We start from the raw sequence: 25,970 nt of genomic DNA on the forward strand, positions 1-25,970 counted from the left end.
CTCCGACGGCGCCGCCGCCGGGACCCGAGGGCTCCCCGGTTCCCAGCGGCCCGGAGACGTCACCGGAGACCGTGCCGCCCACCGGCTGAGCGGCACGCCCGTCCGCGCGGGCCGGCCGAGTCGTCCGTACGGCCCGGCCGGCCCGGCGGGCTCACGTGGTCGAGAACGTGAACCAGTTGACGTTCACGAAGTCGGCCGGCTGGCCGCTGCCGAACGTCAGATAGACGGTGTGCGTGCCCGTGGTGGGCGTGATGTTGGCGGGGACGGTCCGCCAGCTCTGCCAGCCGCCCGTGTTGGCGATGGCGAAGTCGCCGATCGGGGCGGCCGTCGGGCTGTCGAGGCGGACCTGCACGAGCCCGCTCACCCCGCCCGCCGCCCCCGAGGCCACCCTGGCCTTGAACTGGGTCGCGGCGATGGAGCCGAAGTTCACCCCGTCGTACCGGAGCCAGTCGCCGCCCGCGATCGCGCCGACGTTCTGGCCGCCGCCGGTGTCACCGGTGGCCTCCACGATGGTGCCGCTCTGGGCCTGGTAGCTCTCGGCCTGGATGGTCGAGCGCGCGTCCACCCCTCCGGGCGGGGGGCTGGACGGCGGCGGGGAGCTCGGAGGCGGGCTGCTCGACGCGCCGCTCTGCCAGACCGCGACGTAGTCGACCAGCATCGGCCGTCCGGAGACGGTCGCCGAGGTGGGGGTCGAGCCGGCCAGGGCGTTGGGGAAGGCGCCGCCCATCGCCACGTTCAGCAGGAGGAAGTAGCCGGCGTGCGAGGTCATGTTCGCCCAGGTCGTGGCGTCGAGCTGGCTCTGGCTGACGCTGTGGAACTGCTGGCCGTCCACGTACCAGCGCAGTTGGTTGGGCGTCACGCTGGTGTCCCATTCGAACCGGTAGGTGTGGAAGGCCGACTGGCAGGCCGAGCCGGGACAGGCCCGGTTGGCGCCGAGACCGGTGGTCTCGTTGCACGGTCCTCCGGGGGTGACGCCGCAGTGGAGCGTGCCCCACACGGCGTTGACGCCGTTCACGTTCTCCATGAAGTCGAGCTCGCCGATGCCGGGCCAGTTCCAGTAGTTGCCGCGGTACGGCGAGCCGAGGGCCCAGAACGCCGGCCAGTAGCCGAGAGCCGCGTCGCCCGTCACGTTGGGCATCTGGATGCGGCCCTCGATGCGCAGGACGCGCCCGGCGGCCGGCTTGAAGTCGGCCCTGCGGGTCTCGATGCGGGCGGAGGTCCAGTTCTGCCCGCTGCCGATCGGCGTGATCCGCAGGTTGCCGGAGCCGTCCAGGCTGAGGTTCGCCGGGTCGGCCGTGTAGTTCTGGATCTCGCCGGTGCCCCAGTTGCCCGGGCCGCCGGGGTAGGCGTGGCCTGTGTCGACGATCCAGTTGCCCGGCGACGGCGGTGACCCCGCCGAGCCCGTGAAGTCGTCCGCCCAGACCAGCGACCAGCCGGACGGGGTGGCGGGCACGGCGGCGCCGGCCGGCCGTACGGCGACGGCGACGACCGCGACGGCGGCGAGGAGCAGGGCCAGGAGGGGGCGCCGCCATCGGACGCCATGGGGGGTGACGTGCATGGTTACCTCTCTCCTCGGTCTCGTGCGCGCGGCGGTCGGGGATTTCCGGGCAGCCTCGCGGAGGGGACGCCGACGGCGCCTCCCGTGCGCGTGGAGATTCCCGCGGGGGCGCGCCCCTGCCGCAACGAGGAGCCCGGCCGCCGCGTCGTGGACCGACTTGCCCGACACTGTCTCTCCCGATCACACTTCGGTCAAGAGTTCCTGTGGATTTCGTGAGAGCGCTTTCTGTCACTAATGCCCTGGTCTGGAGATTCTCCGAGAGCGCTCTCTGAACGGTTCAGGCATCCCCCGGGTATGGACGTCCCGGGCGGAACGGTGCGATCAACGCAGGTGCGCACGGTCGTGGTTATCTCGTAGGGTCACTGCTGGACAGTGTCGATCGGGCCCACGGGCACCAAGGGGTTCGGCATCGTGAACATCGGCTTCCGCACCCGGCGGCGCATTCCCAAGGAGATCGCCGTGTGGTATCGGGGTGTCATCATGCGCAACGGTCTTCAGGGGGACGAATGAAACGACCCACTCTGGAGGCGGTCGCCGCGCGGGCAGGGGTGTCCCGCGCCACCGTCTCCCGGGTCGTCAACGGACAGCTCACAGTGACGCCGCAGATCCGCGACGCGGTCATGCGGGCGGTCGACGAACTCGGGTACGTGCCCAACTCGGCGGCGCGCAGCCTCGTCACCCAGCGGACGGACTCGATCGCCCTGGTCGTGTCGGAGCCGCCCACCCGGGTCTTCTCCGAGGACCCGATGTTCTCTACGGTCATCCGCTCGGCCAGCCTCGAACTCGAGGCCGCCGACAAGCAGGTCGTGCTGATGCTGGCCGGGTCTCCCACCAGCCACGCGCGGATCGAGCGCTACATCGCGAGCGGTCACGTCGACGGCGTCATGCTGATCTCCATGCACGGCGCCGACCCGCTGCCCGCCGCCATCGCGCGGATGGGCGTCCCCGTCGTCTCGTACGGCAGGCCCGCGGTGCCGGTGCCCCTGCCGTTCGTGGACAACGACAACGTGGGGGGCGCGGAGAAGGCGGTGCGGCACCTGCTCGACCGCGGACGGCGCCGGATCGCGACGATCGCCGGGCCGCAGGACATGATCGGCGGCCAGGACCGGCTGGCCGGGTACCGGAACGCCCTGCGCGAGTCGGACCGGCGGTCGATCGTGGCGGTGGGCGACTTCACCCGCGAGTCGGGCGCGATCGCCATGCGTCACCTGCTGGAGGACGACCCCCAGCTCGATGCGGTGTTCGTCGGCAACGACCTGATGGCCATCGGCGCGCTGCAGACCCTGCGGCAGTCGGGCAGGCGGGTGCCGGACGACGTGGCCGTCGTCGGCTTCGACGACATCGAGGCCGCGCGGTACACCGAGCCTCCGCTGACCACGATCAGGCACCCGATCATCGAGCAGGCGAGCGCGATGGTCCGGCTGCTGCTCGGCATGTTCAAGGGCGGGCCCGCCGCTCCCGTGATCCTGCCCACCGAGCTCGTGATCCGCGAGTCCGCCTGACGCGCACGTCCCGCCCCCCCCCGCGCCTCGTGGGCGTGGTCACCAGTGGCCTGGACGGGCGAGCCCGGGCGGAAGGACGGTGGCCGCGTCGCCCCGGGCGGCGTTGACCTGGGCCTGGGTGAGGAAGAGGCACCCGGTGAGGTCGGCGCCGCGCAGGTCGGCGTTCCGCAGGTCGGCTCCGAGCAGGTCGGCCGAGCGGAGGTCGGCGCCCCGCAGGTCGGCCGCGATGAGGTAGGAACCGCGCAGGTCGGCGCCCCGGAGGTTGGCGCCCCGCAGGCGGGCGCCCATCAGGTCGGCCCCTCTGCGGTCCCTGCCGCGCAGCCCGGCCCGGGCCAGGGCGCTGGCCCGCTGGAGCAGGCCGCCCACCTCCTGACGCAGCGCCGCGACGTCGGCCGCGGCGACTACGGCGGCGTCCGACTCGGTGAGCCGCTCGATCTCGTCCCGCCGGCGGCGCAGGTCACCGTGGATCGGGCGTGCGGCGGGCAGCGCGAGCGCCTCGGTCAGGTACCAGAGGATCTCGTGAAGCTGCCGCATGACGGCGAACGCGGCGAACATCGGCCCGGCCGACTCGGGCTCCCGCCGCCAGTCCCGGCCGTGGAAGGTGACCTGGGAGACCTTCTGCCCGGCGCCGAAGCAGTCGAAGACGGTGCAGCCGGAGAACCCCCGCTGCCGCAGGTCGGCGTGGATGCCGCAGCGGAAGTCCGCCGAGAGGTTGGGGCAGGGCCGCCCGGCCTCCTTGTCCATGGCGAAGTCGGCCGAGGCCGTGAAGGGCAGCGCGACGCAGCACAGCCCGAAGCAGGCGCCGCAGTCGGCCCGCAGGCCGAGCCCGGCCCGGTCCGCTTCCAGGGCGTCGTACGCGTGGGACAAGGGAGCCGCTCCTCCGGGTGACCTGTGCTCGGCCTTTCATTATCGGCGGCCGCCCGGCGTGCCCCGGCCCTGCCCCCGGACTCGCCCAGCCCACCGCCCGGCACCCGGACTCCCCCGCGGCACGGCCTGGGGGAGCCGGGCGCGGCCGTTCCCCGGTGGGTTCGGGGTTCAGGCGAGGGCGGCCGGGATGCGGTTGAGGGCGTCGAAGGGGACCAGGCCGTACGCGAAGAAGTCGGCGGCCTGGGCCCCGGCCGTACGGGCGGCCCTGACCTTGGCGACGAGCCGCTCCTCGGAGTCGGTGTCCGGCGCGCCCGGCCGCAGCACGGCCCGCAGCTCGCGGTTCTTGCCGATCGAGCGCTTGTAGGCCGCCACGTCGTCGGAGACGCGCAGCGGATCGCGGGCGTAGGCGAGCACGGCGAACGACGGGACGAGGTCGCCCAGCGCGACGAGGTCCACCCCGAACTGCCACGCGTCGTGGGCGGCCAGACCGGCCGAGGGCCTGCCATCGGAGTTGCCCTTGTACGCCCCCGTGGCGTCCATGAACGTCAGCTTCGACCCCTCGGCGGCCACCGCGCCGGAGACCTCGCCGACCAGGGAGGTTACGCTCTCGGACCGGGCCCGCGCGTAGGCCACCACCTCGGGCCCCGCGTACGCCGTCAGCGCCGCCCGCGTCACCTCGCCCTGCGCGGGCGGATCGCCGTCGAGCACGCCGGCCACGATCCGGGCGCACTCCTCCCGGGCCACGTCGGCGTTGACCCCGAGGTCGGCGGCCCGCGCCATGCAGTGGTGGCAGAAGCACAGCCCGAACAGGAAGACGTCCATCGGGCCGAGGGCCACATGGCAGCGCTCGTGGTGGTAGCCGTGCCCCAACGCCCCGAAGTGCAGGGACTCCGCGACGACCGAGTCCACCCCCTCCCGGGCCACGGCCCGCGCCAGCGCGACCGCGTACGCCCGCGCGTCGGGGTGGGACGGGCACAAATCGGCCGGCGAGCCGCGGTCGCCGAAGCAGTTCTGCACGGTCACGTCGAGGTTGGCCAGGCCGAGCGTGGTGTTGTGCAGGAACACGGTCCAGCCGTGCATGCGCAGGCCGCGCTCGGTGCAGGCCCGGCGCAGCTCCGCGAGCGGCCGCTCGCCGGCGCCCGGCTGCACGGGCGGCACCAGCCGCAGCCCGTCGAACAGGTCCTCCGGTGGGGGGAAGTGCACGCCGTCCCGGCGCAGGGTCAGCCGGGTCGCCCCGTGCGGGGTGACGTCCCTGGCCTGGTGGCAGGACGCCGCCACCGACACGCCTCTCACGCCGTACGCCGACGCGCGGTCCAGGAGCTTGTCCACGCCCTCGCCGCGAAGGTCCTCGACGAAGACGTACAGAGCGCTGTCCATCCGTCAACGACCCTTGTACGCCACGAAGTCGATCTCGACGAGGATGTCCATGAGGTCCGAGCCCACGGTCGTCCGGACCGGGTACGGCTGGGTGAAGTAGGACTTGTACGCCTCGTTGTAGGCGGCGAAGTCCTGCTTCAGGTTCTGCAGGTGGACGGTCGCCTTGATCACGTCGTCGAACGCCAGCCCGTGGGCCTCCAGGACGGCTCCCAGGTTGCGCATCGTGCGGTGCGTCTGGGCGGCCACGTCGTCGCCGGTCACCTGGCCCGTCTCCGGGTCGAGCGGGCCCATGCCGGAGGTGTAGAGGAAGTCGCCGACGACGAGCCCCTGGGAGTAGGCCCCGACGGGCGGGGCGCCCGCGGACGTCCGGATCTCCTGCTTGCCACCCATATGTCACCGCTCCTGGAGAAGAGTGCCGATAAACGCGCTCAGAAACACGTGGTGATCAAATCAATCACGACATCGTCGTCGTCGACCACCGGGAGGACCCGCCACTTGTCGAAGGCCGTGCAGGGATGCGAGATGCCGAACGCCACCAGGTCGCCGGGCCGCAGGCCCTCCCCCGTCACGTACGTGTGCTGGTCCTGCACCCGGGTCACGGTCACGCCGTCGAGGGGTTCCCGCCGGTCCCCCCGCCGTACGGCCCGGGGGAAGGGCAGGTCGAGGTCGTACGGCACGTCGCGCTTGCCCATGCCGACCAGCGCGAGGCCGGGCTCGGGCACCGAGATCACCTGTGCCCACACCTCCAGCGCCGGCCGCAGCCCGCCCTCCGGCAGCCGGTTGTACGGAGTGCGCTCCCGGTAGAAGCCCTCGTCGTGCGCGATGTAGGCGCCGCTGCGCAGCAGCACGAGCGCGCCGGGACCCCCGGGACGGGCGAGGGGGGCCAGCTCCTCCGCCACCAGGTCGAACCAGGCGCTGCCCCCGGCCGAGACGACCATCCGGCCCTCGACGTGCGGGGCCACGGCCTCGGCGGCCGCCGCGAGCTCCCGGAGGAAGGCCCGCACGCCGCCGGCGTCGGGCTGGGTGCCCTCGTAGCAGGCCACGCCCGCGAGCTCCACGCCCCGGGCCGCCTGGACGGCCTCCACGACCTCCATCAGGCGCTCGCGGCCCCGGCAGCCCGTGCGTCCGCCCGCATGGCCCAGCTCGACCAGCACACGGAACGGCGTCTCGCCCGCGGCCTCGTCGAGCGCCCGCACCCCCTCCACGGAGTCGGCGAAGCACAGGAACTCGAAGCCGTCCAGCTCGCCGGCCAGCCACCGCAGGGCGCCGGCGTCGAGGATCTCGCTCGCCAGCAGCACCCGGGGGACGCCCAGCGACCGCAGCACCACGACCTGCGCGGCCGTCGCCGCGGTGATCCCCCACGCCCCGGCGTCGAGCTGGGCCTGGAAGAGCTCGGGCGACATGCTCGTCTTGCCGTGGGGCGCGAGGGCCAGGCCGTGCCGGTCGGCGAAGGCCGCGAGGGCGGCCACGTTGTGCGCCAGGGCCGAGCGCCGCACGACCATCAGGGGCCAGGTGAAGGTGCCGTCGAACAGCGAATGGCCGGCGGCGGCGAACTCGGCGGCGTCGACGGCGGGGCCGGGGTGCAGGATGCCGCGCGTCCGCCAGTCGACCCGGATGCCGGGCAGCTCCAGGCGAGCCGCGAAACCCACGTCGCCCCCTCAATCGTCGCCCGGTACAGACCACCTCGCTGGGATCGTACTGGACGGTCCGGCCGGTCCCCGCTGGCCCCCGCACGACCTGCGGGCCGTCCGCGAGCCCGCACGCGGGCGGCGCGACCGGACGCCCCTTGGGCCGTCTCAGCCGGGGGTGAGCGCGCGGCCGGGGGTCGCCCCGGTGAGCCTGCCGTCCCGCAGCACCGGCACCCCCGAGACCAGCACGTCGTCCACGCCCACCGCGACGGATCGGGGGGAGTCGTACGTCGCGGTGTCGGCCACGGCGGCCGGGTCCACGACGATCAGGTCGGCGATCTGGTCCCGGCGGACGAGGCCACGGTCGAGCAGCCCGAAGCGGCGCGCCGGATGCGAGGCCAGGTGGACCGCGGCCTGCTCCCAGGTGAGGTCGCCCAGCTCCCTGACGTGCCTGCCGAGGTAGCGGGCGAAGGCGCCGAAGCCGCGGGGGTGCGGATGACCGCCGACGTAGATGCCGTCGGAGCCGCCCGTGTGCCCCGGGTCACGCATGATCGCCCTCAGGGACTCCTCCCCGGCGGGCCCCTCGTCGGGGCGGGCCATCACGCACCCCGCCTCGAGGCGGCTCTCCAGCAGCAGCGTCCGGCAGAACTCGGCGGGCTCGACGCCGTGCTTGGCCGCCGCCGCGTTCAGCGTCATGCCCTCCGCCCATTCGAACCCGGGGGCGTGCGACAGCGTGATCCGCGGCCAGACGTCGTCGAACGCCTCCCACTCCTCAAGCAGCCGTACGCGCTCGGAGCCGAGCAGTGCGAGGGCCCGGCCGGTGTCGGCGGCGGGCACCCACGGCGGCAGCGCGACCATCGCGAGGATGGTGCTGCTGCGCAGGTACGGATAGGTGTCGAAGCTGAGGTCCACCCCCTGCCCGCGCGCGTCCTCAAGGAGCGGCACCAGGGTCGCGGCCGGCCCGTGGTAGTGGGACACGTGCACGGACGCCCCGGAACGACGGGCGATGTCCACGACCTCGGCCATCCCCACCGGGGCCGTGAGGCCATAGCCGCGCATGTGGGTCACGTACGGCAGGGCGCCCAGCGGGGCGCAGAGGTGGGCCAGCTCGGCGGCGTCGGCGTACCGGCCGGGGGCGTACTCCAGACCGGACGACAGCCCGGCGGCGCCCTCGGACAGGCCGCGCTCGACCCGCTCCCGCATCGCGCGCAGTTCGGCCGCGTCGGGCGGGCGGTCGGCCGGGCCCATCACGTCGAACCGGATCGTGCCGTGGGGCAGCAGATAGACCGTGTTGAGCGCGGTCGACCGGTCGTAGCCGGCCATGAGATCGGCCACGCTCACCGGGCCGTCGAGGTGGGGGTGGGAGCCGTTGACGGCCGCGAAGTAACGCCGGACGTGGTCGAAGGCCGCCGGGGTCGTCGTGGGCGCGAAGGACACCCCGTCCTGTCCGAGCACGAACGTCGTCACGCCCTGCCGGAGCGCGGCACGCTGGATCTCCCGGTCGAAGACGACGGCCTCGCCGTGGGCGTGGCAGTCGACCAGCCCCGGCAAGACCAGCCGCCCTGTGGCCTCGACGACCAGGGCCGCCTCGGCCTCCTTCAGGCGGCCCACCGCCCGGATCCGGCCGCCGCTCACGCCGACGTCGGCCGGGAAGGCCGGCGCGCCGGTCCCGTCGACCACGCGTCCGCCGCGGATCAGGACATCGAACGTCACCTGCCCGATTCAACCAACACCGCCGCCCGCGCTCCACCCCCGGGCCGTCCGCGGTGCGAGACGGGTCAGTCGCCCGGCCCCGGAACGCGCGACCACGTGGCGGGACAGGTGGGCGAGCCGAGCAGCGGCCTTTCGGCGAGGACGTCCCTGGCCCGCGCGCGGGCCAGGTTCCAGCCGTTCCAGCCGTCCGGGGCCGAGAGGCCGTCCACCGCGACGATCTCACGCAGCACGCAGCTGCGGGCGGGTTCCGGCAGCCGGTCCAGGACGGGTACGGCCTCGGCGCCCAGCGCGCCCAGGTAGCCGTGGTCGAGCCGGGCCACGCCCCGGGACACCTGGCTCTCCGCCACCCGCGCGTCCGGGCTCCAAACGGCGAACACGAGCATGGTGACGCCCGTGAGCAGGACGAGCGAGCGGAAGAACCAGGCCGACCCGCCGCCCAGGAGACGGACCGCGCCCACGACGAGGACCAGCACGAAGACGCCGCCCAGCCACCAGATCGCCGCCTCGACGGCCGCCCGCAGCCGGGACAGGCCGTACGCGTCGGTGTAGAGGCCGAGGCGGTGCAGCGCGGAGGCGAGGATGACGAGCGTGAACGCGCACAGCAGCCCGAGCAGGCCGGCCAGCAGCCACCGGTCGCGCCGCCGGTCGAGACGGAGCAGCATGACGGCCGCCGCCACGATCCCCAGCACGAAGACGCTGACCGTGACGAGCTCGAAGAAGCCCGACCTCGCGTACTGGGCGTAGGTCAGTCCCGCCGTCGACAGCACCCGGCGGTTGCCGCCGAACAGCACGCTCACCTGGACGGCCACGAACGACGCGAACAGCAGGTCGAGCCCGGCCAGCGGGATCACCCAGACGCCGCGGCCGAGGGGCATCCGCAGGTCGGGCGCCGCTGGCTCGGCCACCGGCTTGAGCGCCACCAGCACGGCCGCGGCGACCAGGACGGCGAACACCCCGAACAGGACGACGCGGAACGGCAGCGTCCCCACCCAGTCGGGGGTCTTGAGGAGCTCCCCGGCGAACGACGAGAACACCGCGTCGGCCGAGCTGAACAGCACCCCGAAGACGCCGAGCAGGACCACCGTGAGCAGGGTGCCGAGCAGCGCGGGCATCATGTTCCGCCGCCGCACCAGCCCTCTGAGCGGTGGGGACAGGAACCACGGCAGCGGCAGGACGGCCAGCAGGACCGACGCCCCTCCTCGCAGGGTCGCCGCCCAGCCCGTCCCGCCACCCGACAGCGCGAGCGCCGCGATCGCGAAGGCCAGCAGCAGCGCCGGGGCGACCAGCCAGTCGGCGTCCCGGAACAGCGCGACCGACACCAGGGCGTACGCCAGCAGGCCCAGGGTCACCGTCCACGGCGTCAGCCTGCTCCGCCCCGCGGGGATCACGGCCGGAAGGACCGCGGCGCCCATCACGACCGCCGTCAGCACCAGCCCGAGCCCCGTCGAGGCGTACGGCAGGGCCACCGCGGCCACCAGTCCCACGGCCGCGGCGACCGGCAGCAGCCACCTCGGCGTCTCCGGCAGCTCGGGCCGCGGGAACAGGGGCGGCGGCACGTACGCCGGCGGTCCCTGGTGGTGCCCGCCGCCTCCCGGCCCGTGAGGCGCATGAGGCCCATGGGGCCCATACGGCGGCCCGCCGGCTCTCGGCGCTCCGGCGCCCGCATGCGGCGCCGGGTGGGCGGGCGCCGGGCCCTCATGGGCGGACGCCTGACCGGCCGCGGGCGCGGTCGCGCGAGCGGACGCGGGAAGGGCCGAGTGGGCGGCTGTCCGCGCTGCCGCCGCGTCCGCGACGGCATGGCCGGCCTGAGCAGGCTCGCCATGGCCGGAGCCAGCCGGCGCCGCGTCGGGGACCAGCTCGTCGTGCGGGGCACCGGTCGAGCCGGCACCGGACGCGGAGTCGGGCCGGGCGGCACCACCCGGAGCGACGCCGCCGTGAGCCCCATGGGCCGGAGCCGTGGCCGTGCCGCCCTGAGCGGCGTGGGCCGTGGCCGTGCCGCCCTGAGCGGCGTGGGCCGTGGCAGTGCTGCCCTGCGCGGCACTTCCATCCTCGGCACGGTCTTGTGCGGCGGCGGGGACGTCGCGGACGGCGGAGCGGACAGAGGCGGAGTCCGGCCGGGCGGAAACGGCGGAGGCGGTCATGGTCCCTGGCCGCCATGCCGCGGACGCCGCAGACGCCGTGGATGCCGCAGACGCCGTGGATGCCGCAGACGCCGTGGACACCCCGGACGCCGTGGACACCCCGGACGCCGTGGACACCCCGGACGCCGTGGACACCCCGGACGCCGTGGACACCTCGGATGCCGGGGACACCTCGGATGCCGGGGACACCTCGGATGCCGGGGACGCCGAGTGGGTCATGGTGCCGGGCCGCCATGCGGCGGACGCCGCGGACATCTCGGACGTGGGGGATACAGCGGTCTGGGCCCAGACCGGCGCTGAGGCCCGGGCGGCACGCGCACCCGACGACGAGCCCAGCGCGGCGCCCCAGACGGCCCCGGCGAAGGGGAACGCCGGCAGTGCGAGGACGACGGCGTCGCCGAGGACGCGGTGGAACACCAGCACCACGAGCACAGCGGCGACGACTCCGACGATCATGCCGATCGCCGCTCCCAGTGCCGCCCTGCCCGCCGAGCGTCTCCGCACTCGCACATCGCCGTACTCCCCCGTGACACCCGGGTCCTCCGTTTCGCCTGGTGAGGGAGGGGGTCGCCAGGGGTCGCGGTCGTCGCCGGGCACGTGGCGGGACACGTCGGGAAACCCGGCGGAGGACCTGGCACTGGGCCCGGTGTGGGGCCCGGCGTGGGGCCCGGCGTAAGACCCGGTGTGCGGCCGGGCATCCCGGGCCAGGGCGGACAGGGCGTCGAGCGCCCGCATGATGCCCTCCGGGACGTCCTCGGCATCCGGATCCCGACCACCCCGCACGCCCTCGGAGGACGACTCGGCGGGCCATCCGTCGACGGCCGTCACGTCACCGGTCCCGTGCTCCCGGCCACGCTCAGCCGACTCCGCGCCCGGACGGCCCGCGTCGTCGGCCGCCATCCCCTCGGCACCCGCGGGCTCCCCTCGCGATGCGCCCAGACCATCCGCGGACGCCTCCTCGGGACGCGGCTCGCGCCCGCGCCAGGTGGGCCCGCCGTCCAGACCGACAGCCGACGCTTCCCGACCGCGCGAACCAGGAGACCCGGGACGGCCGGAAGGCCCGGCGTCCGGTCCCTCGCCGATCGTGCCGCCCCCGGGTGCTGTCCCGGATGCCATCCCGCGTGCCATTGCGGGGCGCGTCCCTGGGGACGTCCCGGCCATCGCGCCTCCGTGTGATCCGCCGTCCACCCGCTCGCGGCCCTCCGCTCCTCCGCCCGTCCCGTCCTCGTACGCCACGGGCTGGCTCACCAGCGACGCGGCGGGGAGGCTGACGACCATCCGGCATCCGGTCCCTGTGCGGCCGTCCTCTCGCCGTGCGGGAGAGGATGGCTCGTCGGCCACCCGGATCGAACCGCCGTGCAGCTCGACGATCTCCTTGGCTATGGCGAGGCCGAGCCCGGCTCCGCCCGCGTCGGCGGCCCGGCCGGCGTCCAGGCGGGAGAAGCGCTCGAAGATGCGGGTCCGCTCGTCGGGCGGGATGCCGGGGCCGCTGTCGGTGACGCTGATCTCCACCGCCGTCGCCGTCGTGCGGGTCTCCAGCCGCACGGTCCCCCCGGCCGGGCTGTGCCGTACGGCGTTGTCGAGCAGGTTGGCGAGGACCTGCGCGAGGAGGGCGGGATCGGCGGAGAGCGCCATGTCGGGCACCCGGCTCACCACCGTCACGTCGTCGCGTCCGAGCGCCGCCTCGGAGGCGGCCTGGCGGCACAGGAAGGCGAGGTCGAGCTCCTCCGGCTCGATCAGCCGGGCCCCGGAGTCGAGCCGCGACAGGTCGAGCAACTGGGCGACGAGCCGCCCGAGCCGCTGCGTCTGGGCGAGCGCGGTGCCCAGCGTGTCGAGGTCGGGGGGCGAGACTCCGTCCACGACGTTCTCCAGGACGGCCTGGAGGCCGGTGATCGGGGTCCGCAGCTCGTGGCTGACGTTGGCCACCAGCTCCCGGCGCTGGCGGTCCACCTCGGCGAGGTCGGCCGCCATCGCGTTGAACGCCCGGGCCAGCTCGCCCACCTCGTCTCTCGACGTCGCCGTCACGCGCAGTCCGTACCGGCCCTTGGCGATCGTCTGCGCGGCGGCGGCCATCTCGCGCAGCGGCCGCGTCATGCCCCAGGCGAGCAGCTGCACCATGATGAGCGCGAGCAGGACGGCCACGGCGATCCGCATGTCGCGGGACCATCCGGCGTTGATGCCGACCTCGTTGACCACGAACGCCGTCACCACGGCGAGCACGATCACGATGCCGAGCTTGACCTTGATCCGGCCGAGGAAATCGAGCGGCCTCATCGCCTGCCTCCCGCAGTTGCGCCGGCGGTCACGGCCGGACGAGCGCGTAGCCGACGCCGTGGACGGTGCGCACGACCTCGGGACCCAGCTTCCGGCGCAGGGCGCGGACGTGGCTGTCGACCGTCCGGGTGGCGGCGGCCTCGGAGAACCCCCAGATGTCGGACAGCAGCCGTTCCCGCTCGAACACCTGGCCGGGGCGCTCGGCCAGCCTCCGCAGCAGGTCGAACTCGGTCCGGGTGAGCTGCGCCTCGACCCCTCGCACGAACACACGGCGCTCCGCCGTGTTGATCTCGACCTCGCCGACGCGGATCACGGTGTCCTCGTGGGCCAGCAGGCTCGCGCGCTCCACCCGGCGCAGCAGGGCGTGGATGCGCGCGACGAGCTCGCGCATGCTGAACGGCTTGGTGATGTAGTCGTCGGCCCCCACGCCCAGGCCGACGAGCACGTCGGTCTCCTCGCCGAGCGCGGTCAGCATGAGCACCGGGACGGGACGGGCGGCCTGCATCCTGCGGCAGACCTCGAGCCCGTCGAGCCCGGGCAGCAGGCGGTCGAGCACGACCACGTCGGGCTCGGCCTTCGCGTAGGCCGCGAGCGCCCCCTCTCCGTCGCTCGCGACCCGTACGTCGAAGCCCTCGGCCGCCAGCCGGAGCCGTACGGCGTTGGCGATCGTCTCGTCGTCCTCCACCACGAGGACCCGCCGCTGCTGAGGGGTTGCCATGCAGGGAAGCGTAGGACCCCTCTGTGCAGACCCGCCCGGCCGATTCGTGCAGATCTCGTGCACCGGGATTTGTCGGCGGGACGGTCTACGGTGGCGGGGTGAGCGGGATTCGGGTGGACGACTACCTGCGGAGGCTGGGCCTGAGGAACGGCGGGCACCCCAGTGTGGAGGGGCTGTTCCGGCTGCAGGCCGCCCATGTCGAGCGCGTGCCGTACGAGAACCTGGAGATCTGGCTGGGCCGCCCGACGACGATCGACCCGGCCGACTCGTGGCGCCGGATCATGCGCGGCCGCGGAGGCTACTGCTGTCACCTGAACGGCGCGTTCTCCCTGCTGCTGAGCAGGCTGGGCTACCGGGTGACGCGGCACTTCGCGGGGGTGCAGGGCACGCCCGACGCGCCCGCCGGGGCGACCGGCAACCACCTCGCGCTGACCGTGCGCGGCCTGTCGTCGCAGGACAATCCGGGCGGCGTGTGGTTCGTGGACACCGGGCTCGGCGACGGGATCCACGAGCCCCTCCCGCTCGTGGCGGGCGAATACGAGCAGGGCCCGTTCCGGTACCGCCTGCGCCCCTCGGAGGCCGAGCCGGGCGGCTGGCGGTTCGACCACGATCCCCGGTGCAGCTTCACCGGGATGGACCTGCGCGCCGGGCCGTCGGAGATGGCCGCGTTCCAGGCCACGCACGAGCACCTGTCCACCTCACCCGACTCCGGGTTCGTCCGGGTGCTGGCCGTCCAGCGACGCGACGCGGCCGGCGTCGACCTGCTGACCGGCCTCGTCCTCAAGCGCGTCGGGTCCGTTCCGCCGGCGTCCTCCCCCGGCCCCGTCAGTGAGGACTCGACGACGCTGGAACGGCAGGAGGACTACTTCGCCGCGCTGGCGGACGTGTTCGGGCTCACGCTCGACGACGTCCCGCCGCCCGAGCGCGCGGGGCTGTGGGAGCGCCTGGCGGCCGCCCACGAGCGCTGGCTGGCCGAGCGGCCGGCCACCGCCTGACCGTCTTCCGCCCTCGCCGCCGGCCACCGCCTGACGTCTCCCCTCTCACGGGGTCCCGTTGGCCTTTTAACGGACGGCCGTTCGCGAACGGCTGCCGAGCCCTGTAACTGACGAAACCGCAGGTCGATGGTTTCCGTGCCGGGTTCCGGGTAGCCCGAATATGACCCAGTAGGAGGCGAACAATGGACCGTAAGACGACTCCGGAAGTCATGCAGGAGAACGACGTCATCGATCTCCTCGTGCGGCAGCACACGCTCATCAGGGATCTGTTCGACGAGGTCGCCCGTTGCGAGGGCGACGAACGGAGGGAGGCCTTCAGCCGGCTGGTCCGTCTGCTGGCCGTGCACGAGACGGCTGAGGAGGAGATCGTCCACCCGTACGCCCGGCGCAAGCTGGTCGGCGGCGACACGATCGTGGACAACCGCCTGCAGGAGGAGGAGGAAGCGAAGGAGATGCTCAGCCGGCTCGACGACATGGACGCGGCCTCGCCCGAGTTCATGCGGGAGCTCGACCGGCTGAGGGCGGCCGTCTTCGCGCACGCCGCCGCCGAGGAGCGGTACGAGTTCTCCGAGCTCAAGGCGGCGACGAGCGAGGGCGAGCGGCGTGCCATGGCCGTGGGCGTCAAGGCCGCCGAGGCCATCGCCCCCACGCACCCGCACCCCGGCACGGAGTCGGCCACGAAGAATCTCCTGATCGGCACGCCCGTCGCGATGATGGACCGGGCACGTGACGTGATCCGCAAGGCGATGGGCAAGCACGAGTCGGGCGAGGGACACTGAGGCCGTCCGCACGGGAGCGGGACGGCTGAACGGCGGGAAGACGGCTGATCACGGCGGGCGGCCCGGCCCGTAGTGGATCTCCTTCCGCCGCAGCGGCCCGGCGCAGGCCGGGCACGACAACACGGGGACGAGCGCGGCGCCGCAGGGCCGGTGGACGATGGCCGGCCCGGAGCCCGGCGGCGCCGCGATCTCCCGCCGGGCCCAGTCCACCAGGAACGCGAAGACCGGGAAGAACCCGAGCCCCTTGTCGGTGAGCCGGTAGTCCCCGCCCGCGGCGGTGAAGACGTCCTGTTCCGCGAACCGCCGCAGCCGGTCGGCCAGGACGGACGGCGCGACGCCGAGCCGGGTCTGGAAGTCCACGAACCGCCGCGTCCCCAGGAAGGCGGCGGCCAGCACATTGGTGCTCCAGCGGTCGCCGAGGATCTCCATCGAGGCGGGCAGGTAGCCGAAGGCGTCGGCCCCCGCGTCCGCCCGCACCGTACGGCGGTGCCGCCGGGGCGGCCCGGCGCCGGCGAAGGCGGCGGCGGGGAGGGTCTCGGTGTCCCGGGCGGCGACCGCCCGGCCGCAGCTCCCGCAGGACAGGTACGGAAGGCCGGCCCGCCCGCACACCTCGTGGACCAGCGGCGGCAGGGCCCGCCCGCTCCACCGCGCCTCCCACGTGTAGATCGCGACGAGCAGCGGCCACAGGGCGAGGCCGCGCCCGGTGAGGCGGTACTCGTGGCGCGTCCGCCCGTCCCGGACGGGGACGTGGGTGAGGATCCCGGTGCGGACGAGCTCCTTGAGCCGGGCCGCCAGCACGGACTCGGAGATCGACAGCGCGTCCCGGAACCCGGCGTACGTGCGGACGCGCAGGACGAACGCGCGATGAAGGATCAGCAGCACCCACCGGTCGCCGAGGATCGCCAGGGCCCGCCCGACCGCGGTGGACCCCTCCGGGTCTTCCGGGTCTTCCGGGTCCCCGTCCACCTCTCGGCCCCTCTCCCGTGTCTCCGCCGCGGCTCCTGGAAGCCCGCCCGTCGGCGCCGGGCGCGCACACCTGTCCAGGGTAGGCCCCGGCCCTTCCCGTGGCGGAGACGGAGACGGAACTCGGCGGCGCCGTCCGCACGTTGTCCAGGCAGACGACGCATGATTGAGATGTATCGCGTGAAAGGGTCACGCGGACGCGTCGCCACGGCCCCCGGTCCGGGAGCTCCGACACGAAAGGCCCGACGATGTCGCCACTCGGCAAGTACTACGTAGGCGCGGCGATTGTGGCGGTGATCGCCCTCATCCTTCCACTTCCGTCGATCCTGACCTGGCTGATCGTGCTCGGCGTGCTGGGCGCGCCGGTGGTCGCCTACTTCATGCTGGACGAGTCGCAGCGGGCGCGGCTGCGCCGGATCCGCCGCCGCCAGATCGGCGGCTGACGACCGCCGCGTTCCGGCTCACGACGACTGCCGTGCTCCGGCCGAGGACGTCGGCCGGGGCCCCTCGCCGACGGGGGCCGGTGTCCGGGCCGGACGCCGGCGGAGACGGCGCGTGCCCGCCGCCGGGCACGCGCGCACGCCCGCCGGCGTGGGGCGGTCAGGCCGACGCGGCGGCGATGCGCCTGCGGACCTGCCCCGTCACGTTGCGCTCCAGCACGAACGACAGGAACGGGATGGTCCCTGCCAGCAGCACGAGGATCAGGTAGAGGATGTTCCAGCGGGCCTTGAGGCCCAGGTTGAGCGCGGCCACCAGGTAGACCATGTACAGGAAGCCGTGGATCGGGCCGACGATCGCGACCATGGCGTCCTCGCCGAAGCCGTACTTCACCACCATTCCGGCGCAGAGCACGAGCAGCATCACGCCGACGATGTACGCCATGACGCGGTAGAACTTGAGCGCGGATTCCACGTCGATCATTACCTCTGCTGGGAGATGGTCATCACACGATATCCGGGCCGGCCGGCGGTCCGTCCGGCGGCGCGGTGCGGCGCGGGGAGCCGGCGAGGGCAGGGTCCCCCGCCTCCCGGACCGCGGGCTCGGCTGAGTCGGCGGACGCGCCCGCCCGCCGCGTCCGGACGTGGTCCCGCACGAAGTGGAACCACATGAAGACGGCGAAGACCGCGAAGATCCACCATTGGGCGGCGTACGCGAGGTTGCGCCAGTTGAACCCCACGCCCTCCGTCGGGGGCGGGACGGCGACGTAGCGCGCGGAGCCCGGCGGGGTCTGGGCGGTCGCGACGACGAACCCGTCCCGCAGGCGCGCGTCCGGCCACAGGTTGATCAGCTCAGCCGTCGAGACGGTGGCCACCTGGCCCGCCGGCAGCGGGCCGGTGCGCTGGATCTCGTCGCTCTGCTCGGCGGGCTGGAGCCGTCCCGTCACGGTCACCGGGCCCGCGGGGACGGCGGACACGGGGTCGCCGGCCTTCGGCACCCAGCCGCGCACGACCGGGATCTCGGTGCCGTCCGCCAGGCGCAGCGGCGTGAGCAGCCAGAAGCCCCGGCCCGCCGCGGCGCGGCCGCCGGGGGCGGTGGCGTCGGGCAGCCGGTCGGCCACGAGGAGCTGCGACGCGGCGTCGTACGTCCCCTCGGCCGTCACCCGCCTGCTCGCCGCGGCGGTCGTGACGTGCTGCCCCACCTGGGCCAGCTGGGCCACCGGGACGGGCGCGGGGTCGGCCGCCAGCTTCGGCTTGCCGGACGCCTCGAAGACGCCGAGTTGCCAGCGGCCGAGCAGCGTGAACGACACGAGCACCCCGATCACCAGCAGGTGGAGCGCCACCAGCCGGGGAGCGAACAGGGTGCGGAGCATGGTTACACGCTATCCGGCGCGCGCCGCGGTCCCGAACCCGGAGGCGATGAGGGCAAAGCCCCGGCCTCCCCCGATTCACACAAACGTAAAAACCGACAAATCGGCTTCGCCTGGTCTCGCCTGTCGCTAGAGTTTGCGCCATGTCCGACCCTCAGATCGACCCGGCGGGGAACACCCAGGCGTTCCGGGCCTTCGCACAGCAGCAGGACGCGACGTCCTCCACCGAGAAGCCGTCCCGCCTGCCGGTGTGGCTCGCCGCGGGCGCGGCCGTGGTGATCGTCCTCGCTGTGGTGGCGTACCTCCTGGTCCGCTGACATACCTGTGCCAGCCGCCGGCGACCGCGCCCGTCGGCGGCTTTGTCATGCCCCGGCCCGATCATCGGGCGCCGGGGCTGGACCGATGCCTCTTCGTCACCTAATTTGGACCCGAGATCCAATAGGGAGTGAGGGGGTCGCATGCCCAGTCCCGGTATCACGATCATCGGTTCGGGCTTCGCCGGGCTGTGCATGGCGATCAAGCTCAAGGAGGCCGGCTACCACGACTTCGTGATCCTGGAGAAGGACGGCGACCTCGGCGGCACCTGGCGCGACAACACCTACCCCGGGTGCGCCTGCGACGTGCCCTCGCCGCTGTACTCGTTCTCCTTCGAGCTCAACCCCGGCTGGTCGCGGCTGTTCTCCCCCCAGCAGGAGATCTGGGACTACCTGCGCGCCTGCGTCGACAAGTACGGCCTCGGCCCGCACATCCGGTTCGGCGCGCAGGTGTCGTCGCTGGAGTACGACGACGAGCGGGCCACGTGGCGGGTGTCCACGGCGGACGGGGACTCCTTCGAGACCCACGCGGTCGTCTCCGGCATCGGCGCCCTGCACGTGCCCTCACTCCCCGACATCCCGGGACGGGACCGGTTCACCGGCACGGCCTTCCACTCGGCCCGGTGGGACCACTCCCGCGACCTCACCGGCGCACGGGTCGCCGTCATCGGCACCGGCGCCTCGGCCGTGCAGTTCGTGCCGGTCGTGGCGCGGCAGGCGGGCCGGCTGACCGTCTTCCAGCGCACGCCGCCGTGGATCCAGCCCAAGCCCGACGTCGAGATCCCCGAGCGCATGCGGCGGGCCCTCCGGACGCCCGTCGCCGCCCGCGCGCTGCGCGACACGATCTACTGGCTGCTGGAGACCCGGGCCGTCGGGTTCACCATCGACCCGCGCCTGATGAAGGTCCAGCGGCGGATGGCCGAACGGCACCTCGCCGCCCAGGTCGCCGACCCGGCGCTGCGGGCGAAGCTGACGCCCGACTACACGATCGGCTGCAAGCGCATCCTGCTGTCCAGCGACTACTATCCCGCCCTGACCAGGGAGAACGTCGAGCTGGTCACCGACCGGGTGACCGAGATCAGGGAACGGTCGATCGTCGACGCCACCGGCAGGGAGCACGAGGTCGACGTGATCGTCTACGGCACCGGGTTCAAGGTGGTCGACGCGCTCAACGAGCAGCGGATCATCGGCCGGAACGGCCTGAAGATCCAGGACGCGTGGCGCGACGGCGTCGAGGCGTACCTGGGGGTCAGCACGGCCGGCTTCCCCAACCTGTTCTTCCTGCTCGGCCCGAACACCGGCCTCGGCCACACGTCGGTCGTGTTCATGATCGAGGCCCAGGTCCGGTACGTCATGGACTGCCTGCGGCTGCTGTCGCGCACGGGGGCGGGGGCCGTCGACGTGCGGCCGGGGGCCCAGCGCGCGTACAACGACCGCCTCCAGCGGCGGCTGGACCGGCTGGTGTGGACCGAGGGCGGCTGCACGAGCTGGTACCTCGACGAGCACGGGAAGAACCGGACCATCTGGCCGGGCTTCACCTTCGAGTACTGGGCGCGCACCCGGAAGGTGAAGCCCGAGGCCTACGAGCTCATCCGGCCTTCCCCGGCGCGGGGCTGAGGACGAGGGCGGACCCGCCGCCCCGCCGCGCGGGCTCCGCGACCGCCTGGATCCGGCCGCCCCCGAGGAACTCCAGCCCGGTCGCCGCGCCGATCTCGCCGACCGGCGGCCCGGGGGCCAGGGACAGCGTGTGGCCGAGGGCCGTGAGCTGTTCGCCGTACCGGCCGATGAACGCCTGCTCCGCCTGCGTCGTGGCCGTGTTGCGCTGGGAGGCGCGCGGCGCGGCGATCGCGTCGGGCAGCGACATGCCGAAGTCGAGCCGGTTCACGAGGATCTGCAGCACGGTCGTGATGATCGTCGCGCCGCCGGGCGAGCCGACGGCCAGGAACGGCTTGCCGCCCTTGAGCACGATCGTGGGCGCCATCGACGAGCGCGGGCGCTTGCCGGGCGCCGGGAGGTTGGGGTCGCCCGGCGCGGGCCCGAAGGTGAAGTCGGTCAGCTCGTTGTTGAGCAGCACCCCCCGGCCCGGCACCACGATGCCGTTGCCCCCGGTCTGCTCGATCGTGATGTTGTAGGCCGCGACGTCGCCCCACCGGTCGGTGACGACGAGGTGGGTGGTCTCGGGCCCCTCCGGCTTCTCGCCGGGAGCGGCGGGAACTGCCGCCGCCGACGCGTCCGCGGCCGACGCCGAGGGGGACCCCGAGGGCGAGGGGCACGGGCCGTAGGAGCCGTCGGGCGTGCCGGGCGCGGCCGGGTGCGGCATGGCCCGCGGGCCGATCAGGCAGGCCCGCTCCTTGGCGAAGCCGTCCGACAGCAGCTGCCCCAGCGGCACGTCGACGTACGCCGGGTCGCCCACGTACGCGTTGCGGTCGGCGAAGGCCAGCCGCGACGCCTCCAGGTACTCGTGCAGCCCCACGTGCGGCAGCGCCTCCAGGATCTTCAGCGCCTCCCCGACGGTCGAGCCGCCCGACGACGGGGGCGCCATGCCGTACACGTCGAGACCCTTGTACGCGATCTTCGTCGGCGGCCGTTCCAGGGCCCGGTACGCCCGCAGGTCGGTCAGCTCCATCAACCCCGGCCGGACCACCCGCGTGGCGCCCGGCCGCACGGGCGGCCTCTTGACGGTGGCCACGATCTCCCGGCCGAGCCCGCCGCCGTACAGCCATTCCGGGCCGCGGGAGCCGAGCTCGCGGTACGTGCGGGCCAGGTCGGGGTTGCGGAAGACGGACCCGACGGCCGGCGGCTGCCCGCCCGGGAGGTAGAGCGCGGCGGTGGAGGTGAAGTCCGCGAAGCGGGCCGCGTTCTGCTGCACCTGGTCGTGGAAGGTCTGGTCGACCGTGAACCCCTTCTCGGCCGTCTCGATGGCCGGGCGCAGCGCCTGCTTCAGCGGGATCGTGCCGTACCTGCGCAGTGCCAGGTCCCACTGCGCCACGCTGCCGGGCACGCCGGCCGACAGCCCACTGGTCACCGCCTCGTCGAACGACAGGCCCTCGAAGACGCCCGAGGTCATGGCGCGTGGCGCGGTCTCCCTGCCGTCGATCGTGGTCACCTTCCGGTGGCGGGCGTCGTAGTAGACGATGAAGCCGCCGCCGGTGAGCCCGGCCGAGAACGGCTCGGTGACCCCGAGCGTGGCCGCGCCCGCGACCGCCGCGTCCATGGCGTTGCCGCCCCGCGCGAGGACCTTCAGCGCGGCCGTGCTGGCGTCGAGGTCGACCGTTGCGACCGCCCCGCCGTACCCCTCGGCCACCGGCTGCTTCGGGTACGGCTCCCGCACGGCGGCGGGACCGGCGGACGTCCCCCCGGCCCTGTCCGGTACGGCGTACGCGGGCGGCGCCACGAGACCCGCCAGCGTGACGACTCCCAGTGACGCGACGACGACGCTCCTCATGCCCTGACCTCCACGACGCGAGCGATCACTCCAGCATGACTCACCCGAGTCAAGTTCGGCCCGGGAATGTCCACATTTGGACGCAGTGCTTACCGCCGCGTCGCGGGCGGGCCCGGATACTCCGTGAGTCGTAGGGGGCTGTGCGGCGACGGGAGGATGCGCTGAGCAGCGGCGATGGCCTACCGTGCGGATGTGCGCACCCGTTCCGCCTGGTTCCCCCGGATAGACACCGCTCTGCCGGTGATCGTGGGGTTGGTCCAGGTGATCCTGTCGCCGGCCGCCCAGCACGCCCAGCTGCACAGCTCGTACCTCGGCCGGGTGCCGCTCGACTGGCGCGGGTACGCGCTGCTGCTCCTGGGGCCGGCGGCCATCGCGGTCCGGCGCCGCCACCCCGTCCCGGCCCTCGTCGTCACGATGGTCGCGACCTGCGCCTACCTGCTGCTCGACTTCGCGTACGGGCCGGTCTTCCTGAGCCCGATCATCGTGCTGTTCGCCGCGGTGCTGTCCGGCCACCGCCTGGCCGCCTGGCTGTCGTCCGTCGCGTTCTTCCTCTTCATGGTGGCCTACTCCATCTGGCTGATCCCCAATCCGCAGGGGATCTTCCACCACTCGGCCATCGCCGCGTACCTGCTGCTCACCCTCGCGATCGCCGAGGTCTGCCGGGTCCGGCGCGAACGGCTGGCCGAGCGCGCCCGGGTGACCGAGGAGGAGTCCCGGCGGCAGGCGAGCGAGGAGCGGCTGACGATGGCCCAGGAGCTCCACGACGTGCTCGCGCACAACATCTCGCTGATCCACGTCCAGGCCTCCACCGCCCTGCACCTGCTCGACGACCACCCCGAGCAGGCGCGGACCGCGCTGTCCACCATCAAGCAGGCGTCCAAGGACGTGCTGACCGAGATGCGCGGCGTGCTGAGCCTGCTGCGGGAGGGCGCGCCGCGCTCGCCCACGGCCGGTCTCGCCAACCTGGCCGACCTGGCCGAGCGCAGCGGCCTGCCGGTGACGCTGGACGTCGCCGGGCACGTGAGGCCCCTGCCCGCCGGGATCGACCGGGCCGGCTACCGGATCGTCCAGGAGTCGCTCACCAACGTCTCCCGGCACGCGCCCGGCTCGGCCGTCACCGTACGGGTCGAGTACGGCGACCGGGACCTGGTCGTCGCGATCGAGGACGACGGCGCGGGCGGGCGGCCGCCCGAGCAGGGCCTCGGCGGCGGCAACGGCATCCCCGGCATGCGGGAGCGGGCCGCCGCCCTGGGCGGTTCGCTGTCCGCCGGAACCCGGCCGGGCGGCGGCTTCGCCGTGCGCGCGGTCCTCCCCCTGCCCTCCGACTGGAGCACCTCGAAGGAGACGACGTGATCCGTGTGCTGCTCGCCGACGACCAGGCGCTCGTCCGGGCCGGGTTCCGCGCCCTGCTCGACGCTCAGGACGGCATGACGGTGGTGGGCGAGGCCGCCGACGGCGAGCAGGCCGTGCGGCTGGCCGGGGAGCTGCGCCCCGACGTGGTGCTGATGGACATCCGGATGCCCGGCACGGACGGCCTGACCGCCACCCGGCGCATCGGCGAGGACCCCGCGCTCGACGCCACCCGGATCATCATGCTGACCACGTTCGAGCTGGACGAGTACGTCTTCGAGGCGCTGCGGGGCGGCGCGAGCGGCTTCCTCGTCAAGGACACCGAGCCCGCCGAGCTCATCCAGGCCGTACGGGTGGTGGCGTGCGGCGACGCCCTGCTGTCGCCGGGCGTCACCCGCCGGCTGATCGCCGAGTACGTGGCGCGGGCCAAGGAGCCCGGACTCGGACGGGGGCTCGACCTGCTGACCGAGCGGGAGCGGGAGGTGCTCGCCCTCGTCGGGACCGGCATGACCAACGACGAGATCGCCGGCGAGCTGTACATGTCGCCCGCGACGGCCAAGACCCACGTGAGCCGGATGATGGCCAAGCTCCACGCCCGCGACCGCGCCCAGCTCGTGGTCATCGCCTACGAGTCCGGCCTGGTCAAACCCGGGTGGCTCTGACGGGTCGTCACCACGGCACCGGGCCGTCGTCGTCGAAGAAGCCGCCGGTCGGGCCGTCCGGGCCCAGCGTGGCCAGCCGCACCGCCACGGCGGCCCCCTGCGCGGCCGTACGGGGCAGGCGCAGCCCCATGTCGCGGGCGAAGTCGGTGTCGCACGGGCCGGGCGCGGCCGCGTTGACGAGGATGCCGTGCCGCCGCAGCTCCTTGGCGTACTGGATCGTCAGCGCGTTGAGCGCCGACTTCGACGGCGGGTAGGCCACCGACGCCGGCCTCTCCTGGAAGTAGTGGCCGGGGTCGGTCATCCAGCCCATCGAGCCGGTGCCGCTGGAGACGTTGACGACGCGCCCGGCGGCGGAGCGCCTGAGCAGGGGCAGCATGGCGTCCGTCACGCGGATCACGCCGAAGACGTTGGTCTCGAAGACCACCCTGACCTCGTCGAGGGGCGTCTCGCCGGGGAGGCGGGACGCGCCGCCCGAGATCCCGGCGTTGTTGAGGGGCCAGGACCGCCTGGGTCACGGCCGATACCCTGGAGGCATGGGCACCGGTGAGGACCTCGTCGAGGCGCGCGAGCTCGCCCACTTCGTGGCCGTGGCCGAGGAGCTGCACTTCGGGCGGGCCGCCCGGCGGCTCGGCATCGCGCAGCCGGCGCTGTCCCGGGCGATCCAGCGGCTCGAGCGCCGTATCGGCGTCCGCCTGCTGGACAGGGACAGCCGGGGCGTCGCCCTCACGGAGGCCGGGGAGGTCCTGCTGCGGGAGGGGACGGCCGCGCTCGGCGCGGTGGCGGCGGCGGTGCGCCGCACCCGCAGCGGGGCGGCCCGACCCCGGGCTCGTCCTCGCGGTCAAGCCGGGGGGCGACCCCGGCCTCCTGTCGGACATCCTGACGGCGTACGCGGACGAGCCGGGGGCCCTGCGGGTCGACCTCGCCTTCAGTCTGGGCGAGCGGGGCGCCATGCTGCGAGACGGCCGGGCCGACGCCGCCCTGCTGCACCACCCCCGCGAGGATCTCACCGGCCTCGACGTCGAGGAGCTGAGGGTGGAGAAGGAGCAGGTCGCCGTGCTTCCGCGCGGTCACCGGCTGGCGGGCCGGACGTCCCTGACGATGGCCGACCTCGCCGGGGAGGCGATGCCGCGCTGGCCCCACATGGACTCCGGCGACGGGCCGCTGGTGACCGAGGTCGGGCAGCTCCAGGAGCTCATCGCGCTGGGACGGGCCGTCGTCGTGTCGCCGGAGTCGGTGCGTGGCCACCTGCGCCGCGACCTGGTGTCCGTGCCCGTCGTCGACGCGCCGCCCACCGCACTCGTCCTCGCCTGGGCCGAGGCGCGCCGGTCGCGCGCGCTCGCCGCGTTCGTCCGCGTCGCCTCGGCGGTCGCGGCAGGTCACCACACGGACGCGGACGGCCACAGGAGTGTTCCCGGCGGGCACCCAACTGTTACTGGTCGTCCCTGAACGGCCACCGTACGTTGCGAGAAACGGCACCCGTTCGGAGGAGGACTCCGTGAAGTCCATCGCGCGTTTCTGCGGCAACTGCAGCTGCGGCTGTCCCGAGCTGTTCGTGGACATGGCCGCCCCGGCCGAGCGGCAGGTCGTCATCACCGACGACTTCGGCCAGAAGGTGGAGATGAGCATCGACCAGCTCGGCTCGCTCGTGGAGGCGGCGAAGACGGGGGCGCTGGACGACCTCGCGCTCGCCCGCTGACGTGAACCCGGCCGCCCTGTTCGCCGGCGGGCTCGCCGCCGGCCTGGCCACGGGCACGGCGTCGTGCGCCGCAGTGCAGGGCGGCCTCCTCATCGGCGTCGTACGCCCGGCGCCGCGCGCCGCGCCCTCCGCCTGCGACTGCGACTGCGACTGCGGCCACGACGCCGCCGACCGGCCCGGC

At 73.8% G+C, this 25,970-nt stretch carries 23 protein-coding genes and 2 pseudogenes; 12 read left to right on the plus strand and 13 right to left on the minus strand.

Annotated elements, in window-relative coordinates; translation table 11 throughout:
• Positions 1 to 151: 151 nt before the first annotated feature.
• Positions 152 to 1,558 carry a glycoside hydrolase family 16 protein gene (locus tag MPTA5024_RS22365; RefSeq protein WP_036327688.1) on the minus strand — a complete coding sequence of 469 codons (1,407 nt, stop codon included), beginning with the start codon at positions 1,556 to 1,558 and terminating at the stop codon, positions 152 to 154.
• 506 nt (positions 1,559 to 2,064) lie between these two features.
• On the opposite strand from MPTA5024_RS22365, the gene MPTA5024_RS22370 reads away from it, so the two are divergent.
• Complete coding sequence (locus MPTA5024_RS22370) at positions 2,065 to 3,060, plus strand: LacI family DNA-binding transcriptional regulator (protein WP_036327689.1); 996 nt, start codon at positions 2,065 to 2,067, stop codon at positions 3,058 to 3,060.
• Positions 3,061 to 3,099: 39 nt separating this feature from the next.
• Here MPTA5024_RS22370 and MPTA5024_RS22375 read toward each other — a convergent pair whose 3' ends face one another.
• The 7 genes from MPTA5024_RS22375 to MPTA5024_RS22405 form a co-directional block, all read right to left on the minus strand.
• Positions 3,100 to 3,927, minus strand: coding sequence for a pentapeptide repeat-containing protein (locus MPTA5024_RS22375; protein ID WP_051458512.1), 828 nt, complete (start codon positions 3,925 to 3,927; stop codon positions 3,100 to 3,102).
• Positions 3,928 to 4,095: 168 nt separating this feature from the next.
• On the minus strand, positions 4,096 to 5,304 hold the full coding sequence (locus MPTA5024_RS22380) for a hypothetical protein (RefSeq protein WP_036327690.1): 1,209 nt from the start codon (positions 5,302 to 5,304) through the stop codon (positions 4,096 to 4,098).
• A 3-nt stretch (positions 5,305 to 5,307) separates the two neighbouring features.
• Positions 5,308 to 5,694 carry a RidA family protein gene (locus tag MPTA5024_RS22385; RefSeq protein WP_036327697.1) on the minus strand — a complete coding sequence of 129 codons (387 nt, stop codon included), beginning with the start codon at positions 5,692 to 5,694 and terminating at the stop codon, positions 5,308 to 5,310.
• A gap of 38 nt (positions 5,695 to 5,732) precedes the next feature.
• On the minus strand, positions 5,733 to 6,953 hold the full coding sequence (locus tag MPTA5024_RS22390; protein WP_036327700.1) for an alanine racemase: 1,221 nt from the start codon (positions 6,951 to 6,953) through the stop codon (positions 5,733 to 5,735).
• A 147-nt stretch (positions 6,954 to 7,100) separates the two neighbouring features.
• Positions 7,101 to 8,645 carry an N-acyl-D-amino-acid deacylase family protein gene (locus MPTA5024_RS22395; protein WP_036327701.1) on the minus strand — a complete coding sequence of 515 codons (1,545 nt, stop codon included), beginning with the start codon at positions 8,643 to 8,645 and terminating at the stop codon, positions 7,101 to 7,103.
• A gap of 65 nt (positions 8,646 to 8,710) precedes the next feature.
• The gene (locus MPTA5024_RS41175) at positions 8,711 to 13,060 is read right to left on the minus strand and encodes a DUF4153 domain-containing protein (protein WP_157099649.1); all 4,350 of its coding nucleotides are present in this window, start codon (positions 13,058 to 13,060) and stop codon (positions 8,711 to 8,713) included.
• Positions 13,061 to 13,088: 28 nt separating this feature from the next.
• Positions 13,089 to 13,778: a response regulator transcription factor gene (locus MPTA5024_RS22405; RefSeq protein ID WP_036327707.1), complete on the minus strand. Its 690-nt coding sequence runs from the start codon at positions 13,776 to 13,778 to the stop codon at positions 13,089 to 13,091.
• A 98-nt stretch (positions 13,779 to 13,876) separates the two neighbouring features.
• Here MPTA5024_RS22405 and MPTA5024_RS22410 point away from each other — a divergent pair, with 98 nt between their 5' ends.
• Positions 13,877 to 14,773, plus strand: a complete 897-nt coding sequence (locus MPTA5024_RS22410; protein WP_036327710.1) for an arylamine N-acetyltransferase family protein — start codon at positions 13,877 to 13,879, stop codon at positions 14,771 to 14,773.
• Between the two features lie 182 nt (positions 14,774 to 14,955).
• Entirely contained in the window at positions 14,956 to 15,552 is a 597-nt protein-coding gene (locus MPTA5024_RS22415) for a hemerythrin domain-containing protein (RefSeq protein WP_036327711.1), read from the plus strand.
• A 48-nt stretch (positions 15,553 to 15,600) separates the two neighbouring features.
• Here the strand turns inward: MPTA5024_RS22415 and MPTA5024_RS22420 are convergent, their stop codons facing one another.
• Positions 15,601 to 16,518 (minus strand): winged helix-turn-helix transcriptional regulator, encoded by a 918-nt coding sequence (locus MPTA5024_RS22420; RefSeq protein WP_051458513.1) that lies wholly within the window; start codon positions 16,516 to 16,518, stop codon positions 15,601 to 15,603.
• 245 nt (positions 16,519 to 16,763) lie between these two features.
• Here MPTA5024_RS22420 and MPTA5024_RS22425 point away from each other — a divergent pair, with 245 nt between their 5' ends.
• Positions 16,764 to 16,958, plus strand: a complete 195-nt coding sequence (locus tag MPTA5024_RS22425) for a hypothetical protein (protein ID WP_036327712.1) — start codon at positions 16,764 to 16,766, stop codon at positions 16,956 to 16,958.
• Positions 16,959 to 17,115: 157 nt separating this feature from the next.
• On the opposite strand, the gene MPTA5024_RS22430 is transcribed toward MPTA5024_RS22425, so the two are convergent.
• Together MPTA5024_RS22430 and MPTA5024_RS22435 are read right to left on the minus strand one after the other, a co-directional pair.
• A complete protein-coding gene (locus tag MPTA5024_RS22430; protein WP_232326598.1) occupies positions 17,116 to 17,436 on the minus strand; it encodes a DUF3817 domain-containing protein in 321 nt (106 codons plus the stop codon).
• Positions 17,437 to 17,458: 22 nt separating this feature from the next.
• Positions 17,459 to 18,325 (minus strand): SURF1 family protein, encoded by an 867-nt coding sequence (locus MPTA5024_RS22435; protein ID WP_063794749.1) that lies wholly within the window; start codon positions 18,323 to 18,325, stop codon positions 17,459 to 17,461.
• Positions 18,326 to 18,465: 140 nt separating this feature from the next.
• On the opposite strand from MPTA5024_RS22435, the gene MPTA5024_RS42475 reads away from it, so the two are divergent.
• Positions 18,466 to 18,639 (plus strand): hypothetical protein, encoded by a 174-nt coding sequence (locus tag MPTA5024_RS42475; RefSeq protein ID WP_198167329.1) that lies wholly within the window; start codon positions 18,466 to 18,468, stop codon positions 18,637 to 18,639.
• Positions 18,640 to 18,780: 141 nt separating this feature from the next.
• Entirely contained in the window at positions 18,781 to 20,253 is a 1,473-nt protein-coding gene (locus tag MPTA5024_RS22440) for a flavin-containing monooxygenase (RefSeq protein WP_036327713.1), read from the plus strand.
• On the opposite strand, the gene MPTA5024_RS22445 is transcribed toward MPTA5024_RS22440, so the two are convergent.
• A complete protein-coding gene (locus MPTA5024_RS22445) occupies positions 20,225 to 22,081 on the minus strand; it encodes a gamma-glutamyltransferase family protein (protein WP_036327716.1) in 1,857 nt (618 codons plus the stop codon). The genes MPTA5024_RS22440 and MPTA5024_RS22445 overlap by 29 nt on opposite strands.
• A gap of 192 nt (positions 22,082 to 22,273) precedes the next feature.
• Here MPTA5024_RS22445 and MPTA5024_RS22450 point away from each other — a divergent pair, with 192 nt between their 5' ends.
• Both MPTA5024_RS22450 and MPTA5024_RS22455 read left to right on the plus strand, forming a co-directional pair.
• Positions 22,274 to 23,434 (plus strand): sensor histidine kinase, encoded by a 1,161-nt coding sequence (locus tag MPTA5024_RS22450; RefSeq protein ID WP_036329067.1) that lies wholly within the window; start codon positions 22,274 to 22,276, stop codon positions 23,432 to 23,434.
• Positions 23,431 to 24,093, plus strand: a complete 663-nt coding sequence (locus tag MPTA5024_RS22455) for a response regulator (RefSeq protein ID WP_036327719.1) — start codon at positions 23,431 to 23,433, stop codon at positions 24,091 to 24,093. The genes MPTA5024_RS22450 and MPTA5024_RS22455 overlap by 4 nt, the downstream gene beginning before the upstream one ends.
• Positions 24,094 to 24,100: 7 nt before the next feature.
• Here the strand turns inward: MPTA5024_RS22455 and MPTA5024_RS22460 are convergent.
• A pseudogene (locus MPTA5024_RS22460) lies at positions 24,101 to 24,574 on the minus strand (SDR family NAD(P)-dependent oxidoreductase); the annotation flags it as partial.
• A 52-nt stretch (positions 24,575 to 24,626) separates the two neighbouring features.
• Between MPTA5024_RS22460 and MPTA5024_RS43695 the strand changes: the two are divergent.
• The 4 genes and pseudogenes from MPTA5024_RS43695 to MPTA5024_RS42480 form a co-directional block, all read left to right on the plus strand.
• Positions 24,627 to 24,773, plus strand: a pseudogene (locus tag MPTA5024_RS43695) (helix-turn-helix domain-containing protein); the annotation flags it as partial.
• Between the two features lie 196 nt (positions 24,774 to 24,969).
• On the plus strand, positions 24,970 to 25,539 hold the full coding sequence (locus tag MPTA5024_RS43700) for a LysR substrate-binding domain-containing protein (protein ID WP_232326637.1): 570 nt from the start codon (positions 24,970 to 24,972) through the stop codon (positions 25,537 to 25,539).
• A 49-nt stretch (positions 25,540 to 25,588) separates the two neighbouring features.
• Positions 25,589 to 25,789 carry a hypothetical protein gene (locus MPTA5024_RS22470; RefSeq protein ID WP_036327720.1) on the plus strand — a complete coding sequence of 67 codons (201 nt, stop codon included), beginning with the start codon at positions 25,589 to 25,591 and terminating at the stop codon, positions 25,787 to 25,789.
• A 1-nt stretch (position 25,790) separates the two neighbouring features.
• A partial coding sequence (locus MPTA5024_RS42480) for a hypothetical protein (protein WP_036327721.1) occupies positions 25,791 to 25,970 on the plus strand: 180 nt, incomplete at its 3' end.

It is taken from the genome of Microbispora sp. ATCC PTA-5024 (genome assembly GCF_000511135.2).
GTDB classification, from domain to species: Bacteria; Actinomycetota; Actinomycetes; order Streptosporangiales; family Streptosporangiaceae; genus Microbispora; species Microbispora corallina.

Bases quoted from the DNA above. Each gene is read 5' to 3' on its own strand.
- MPTA5024_RS22380 (WP_036327690.1), bottom strand. From the start codon at position 5,304: ATGGACAGCGCTCTGTACGTCTTCGTCGAGGACCTTCGCGGCGAGGGC.
- MPTA5024_RS22385 (WP_036327697.1), bottom strand. From the start codon at position 5,694: ATGGGTGGCAAGCAGGAGATCCGGACGTCCGCGGGCGCCCCGCCCGTC.
- MPTA5024_RS42475 (WP_198167329.1), top strand. From the start codon at position 18,466: ATGTCCGACCCTCAGATCGACCCGGCGGGGAACACCCAGGCGTTCCGG.
- MPTA5024_RS22425 (WP_036327712.1), top strand. From the start codon at position 16,764: ATGTCGCCACTCGGCAAGTACTACGTAGGCGCGGCGATTGTGGCGGTG.
- MPTA5024_RS22440 (WP_036327713.1), top strand. From the start codon at position 18,781: ATGCCCAGTCCCGGTATCACGATCATCGGTTCGGGCTTCGCCGGGCTG.
- MPTA5024_RS22430 (WP_232326598.1), bottom strand. From the start codon at position 17,436: ATGATCGACGTGGAATCCGCGCTCAAGTTCTACCGCGTCATGGCGTAC.
- MPTA5024_RS22405 (WP_036327707.1), bottom strand. From the start codon at position 13,778: ATGGCAACCCCTCAGCAGCGGCGGGTCCTCGTGGTGGAGGACGACGAG.
- MPTA5024_RS22365 (WP_036327688.1), bottom strand. From the start codon at position 1,558: ATGCACGTCACCCCCCATGGCGTCCGATGGCGGCGCCCCCTCCTGGCC.
- MPTA5024_RS22435 (WP_063794749.1), bottom strand. From the start codon at position 18,325: ATGCTCCGCACCCTGTTCGCTCCCCGGCTGGTGGCGCTCCACCTGCTG.
- MPTA5024_RS22370 (WP_036327689.1), top strand. From the start codon at position 2,065: ATGAAACGACCCACTCTGGAGGCGGTCGCCGCGCGGGCAGGGGTGTCC.
- MPTA5024_RS22445 (WP_036327716.1), bottom strand. From the start codon at position 22,081: ATGAGGAGCGTCGTCGTCGCGTCACTGGGAGTCGTCACGCTGGCGGGT.
- MPTA5024_RS41175 (WP_157099649.1), bottom strand. From the start codon at position 13,060: ATGAGGCCGCTCGATTTCCTCGGCCGGATCAAGGTCAAGCTCGGCATC.
- MPTA5024_RS22415 (WP_036327711.1), top strand. From the start codon at position 14,956: ATGGACCGTAAGACGACTCCGGAAGTCATGCAGGAGAACGACGTCATC.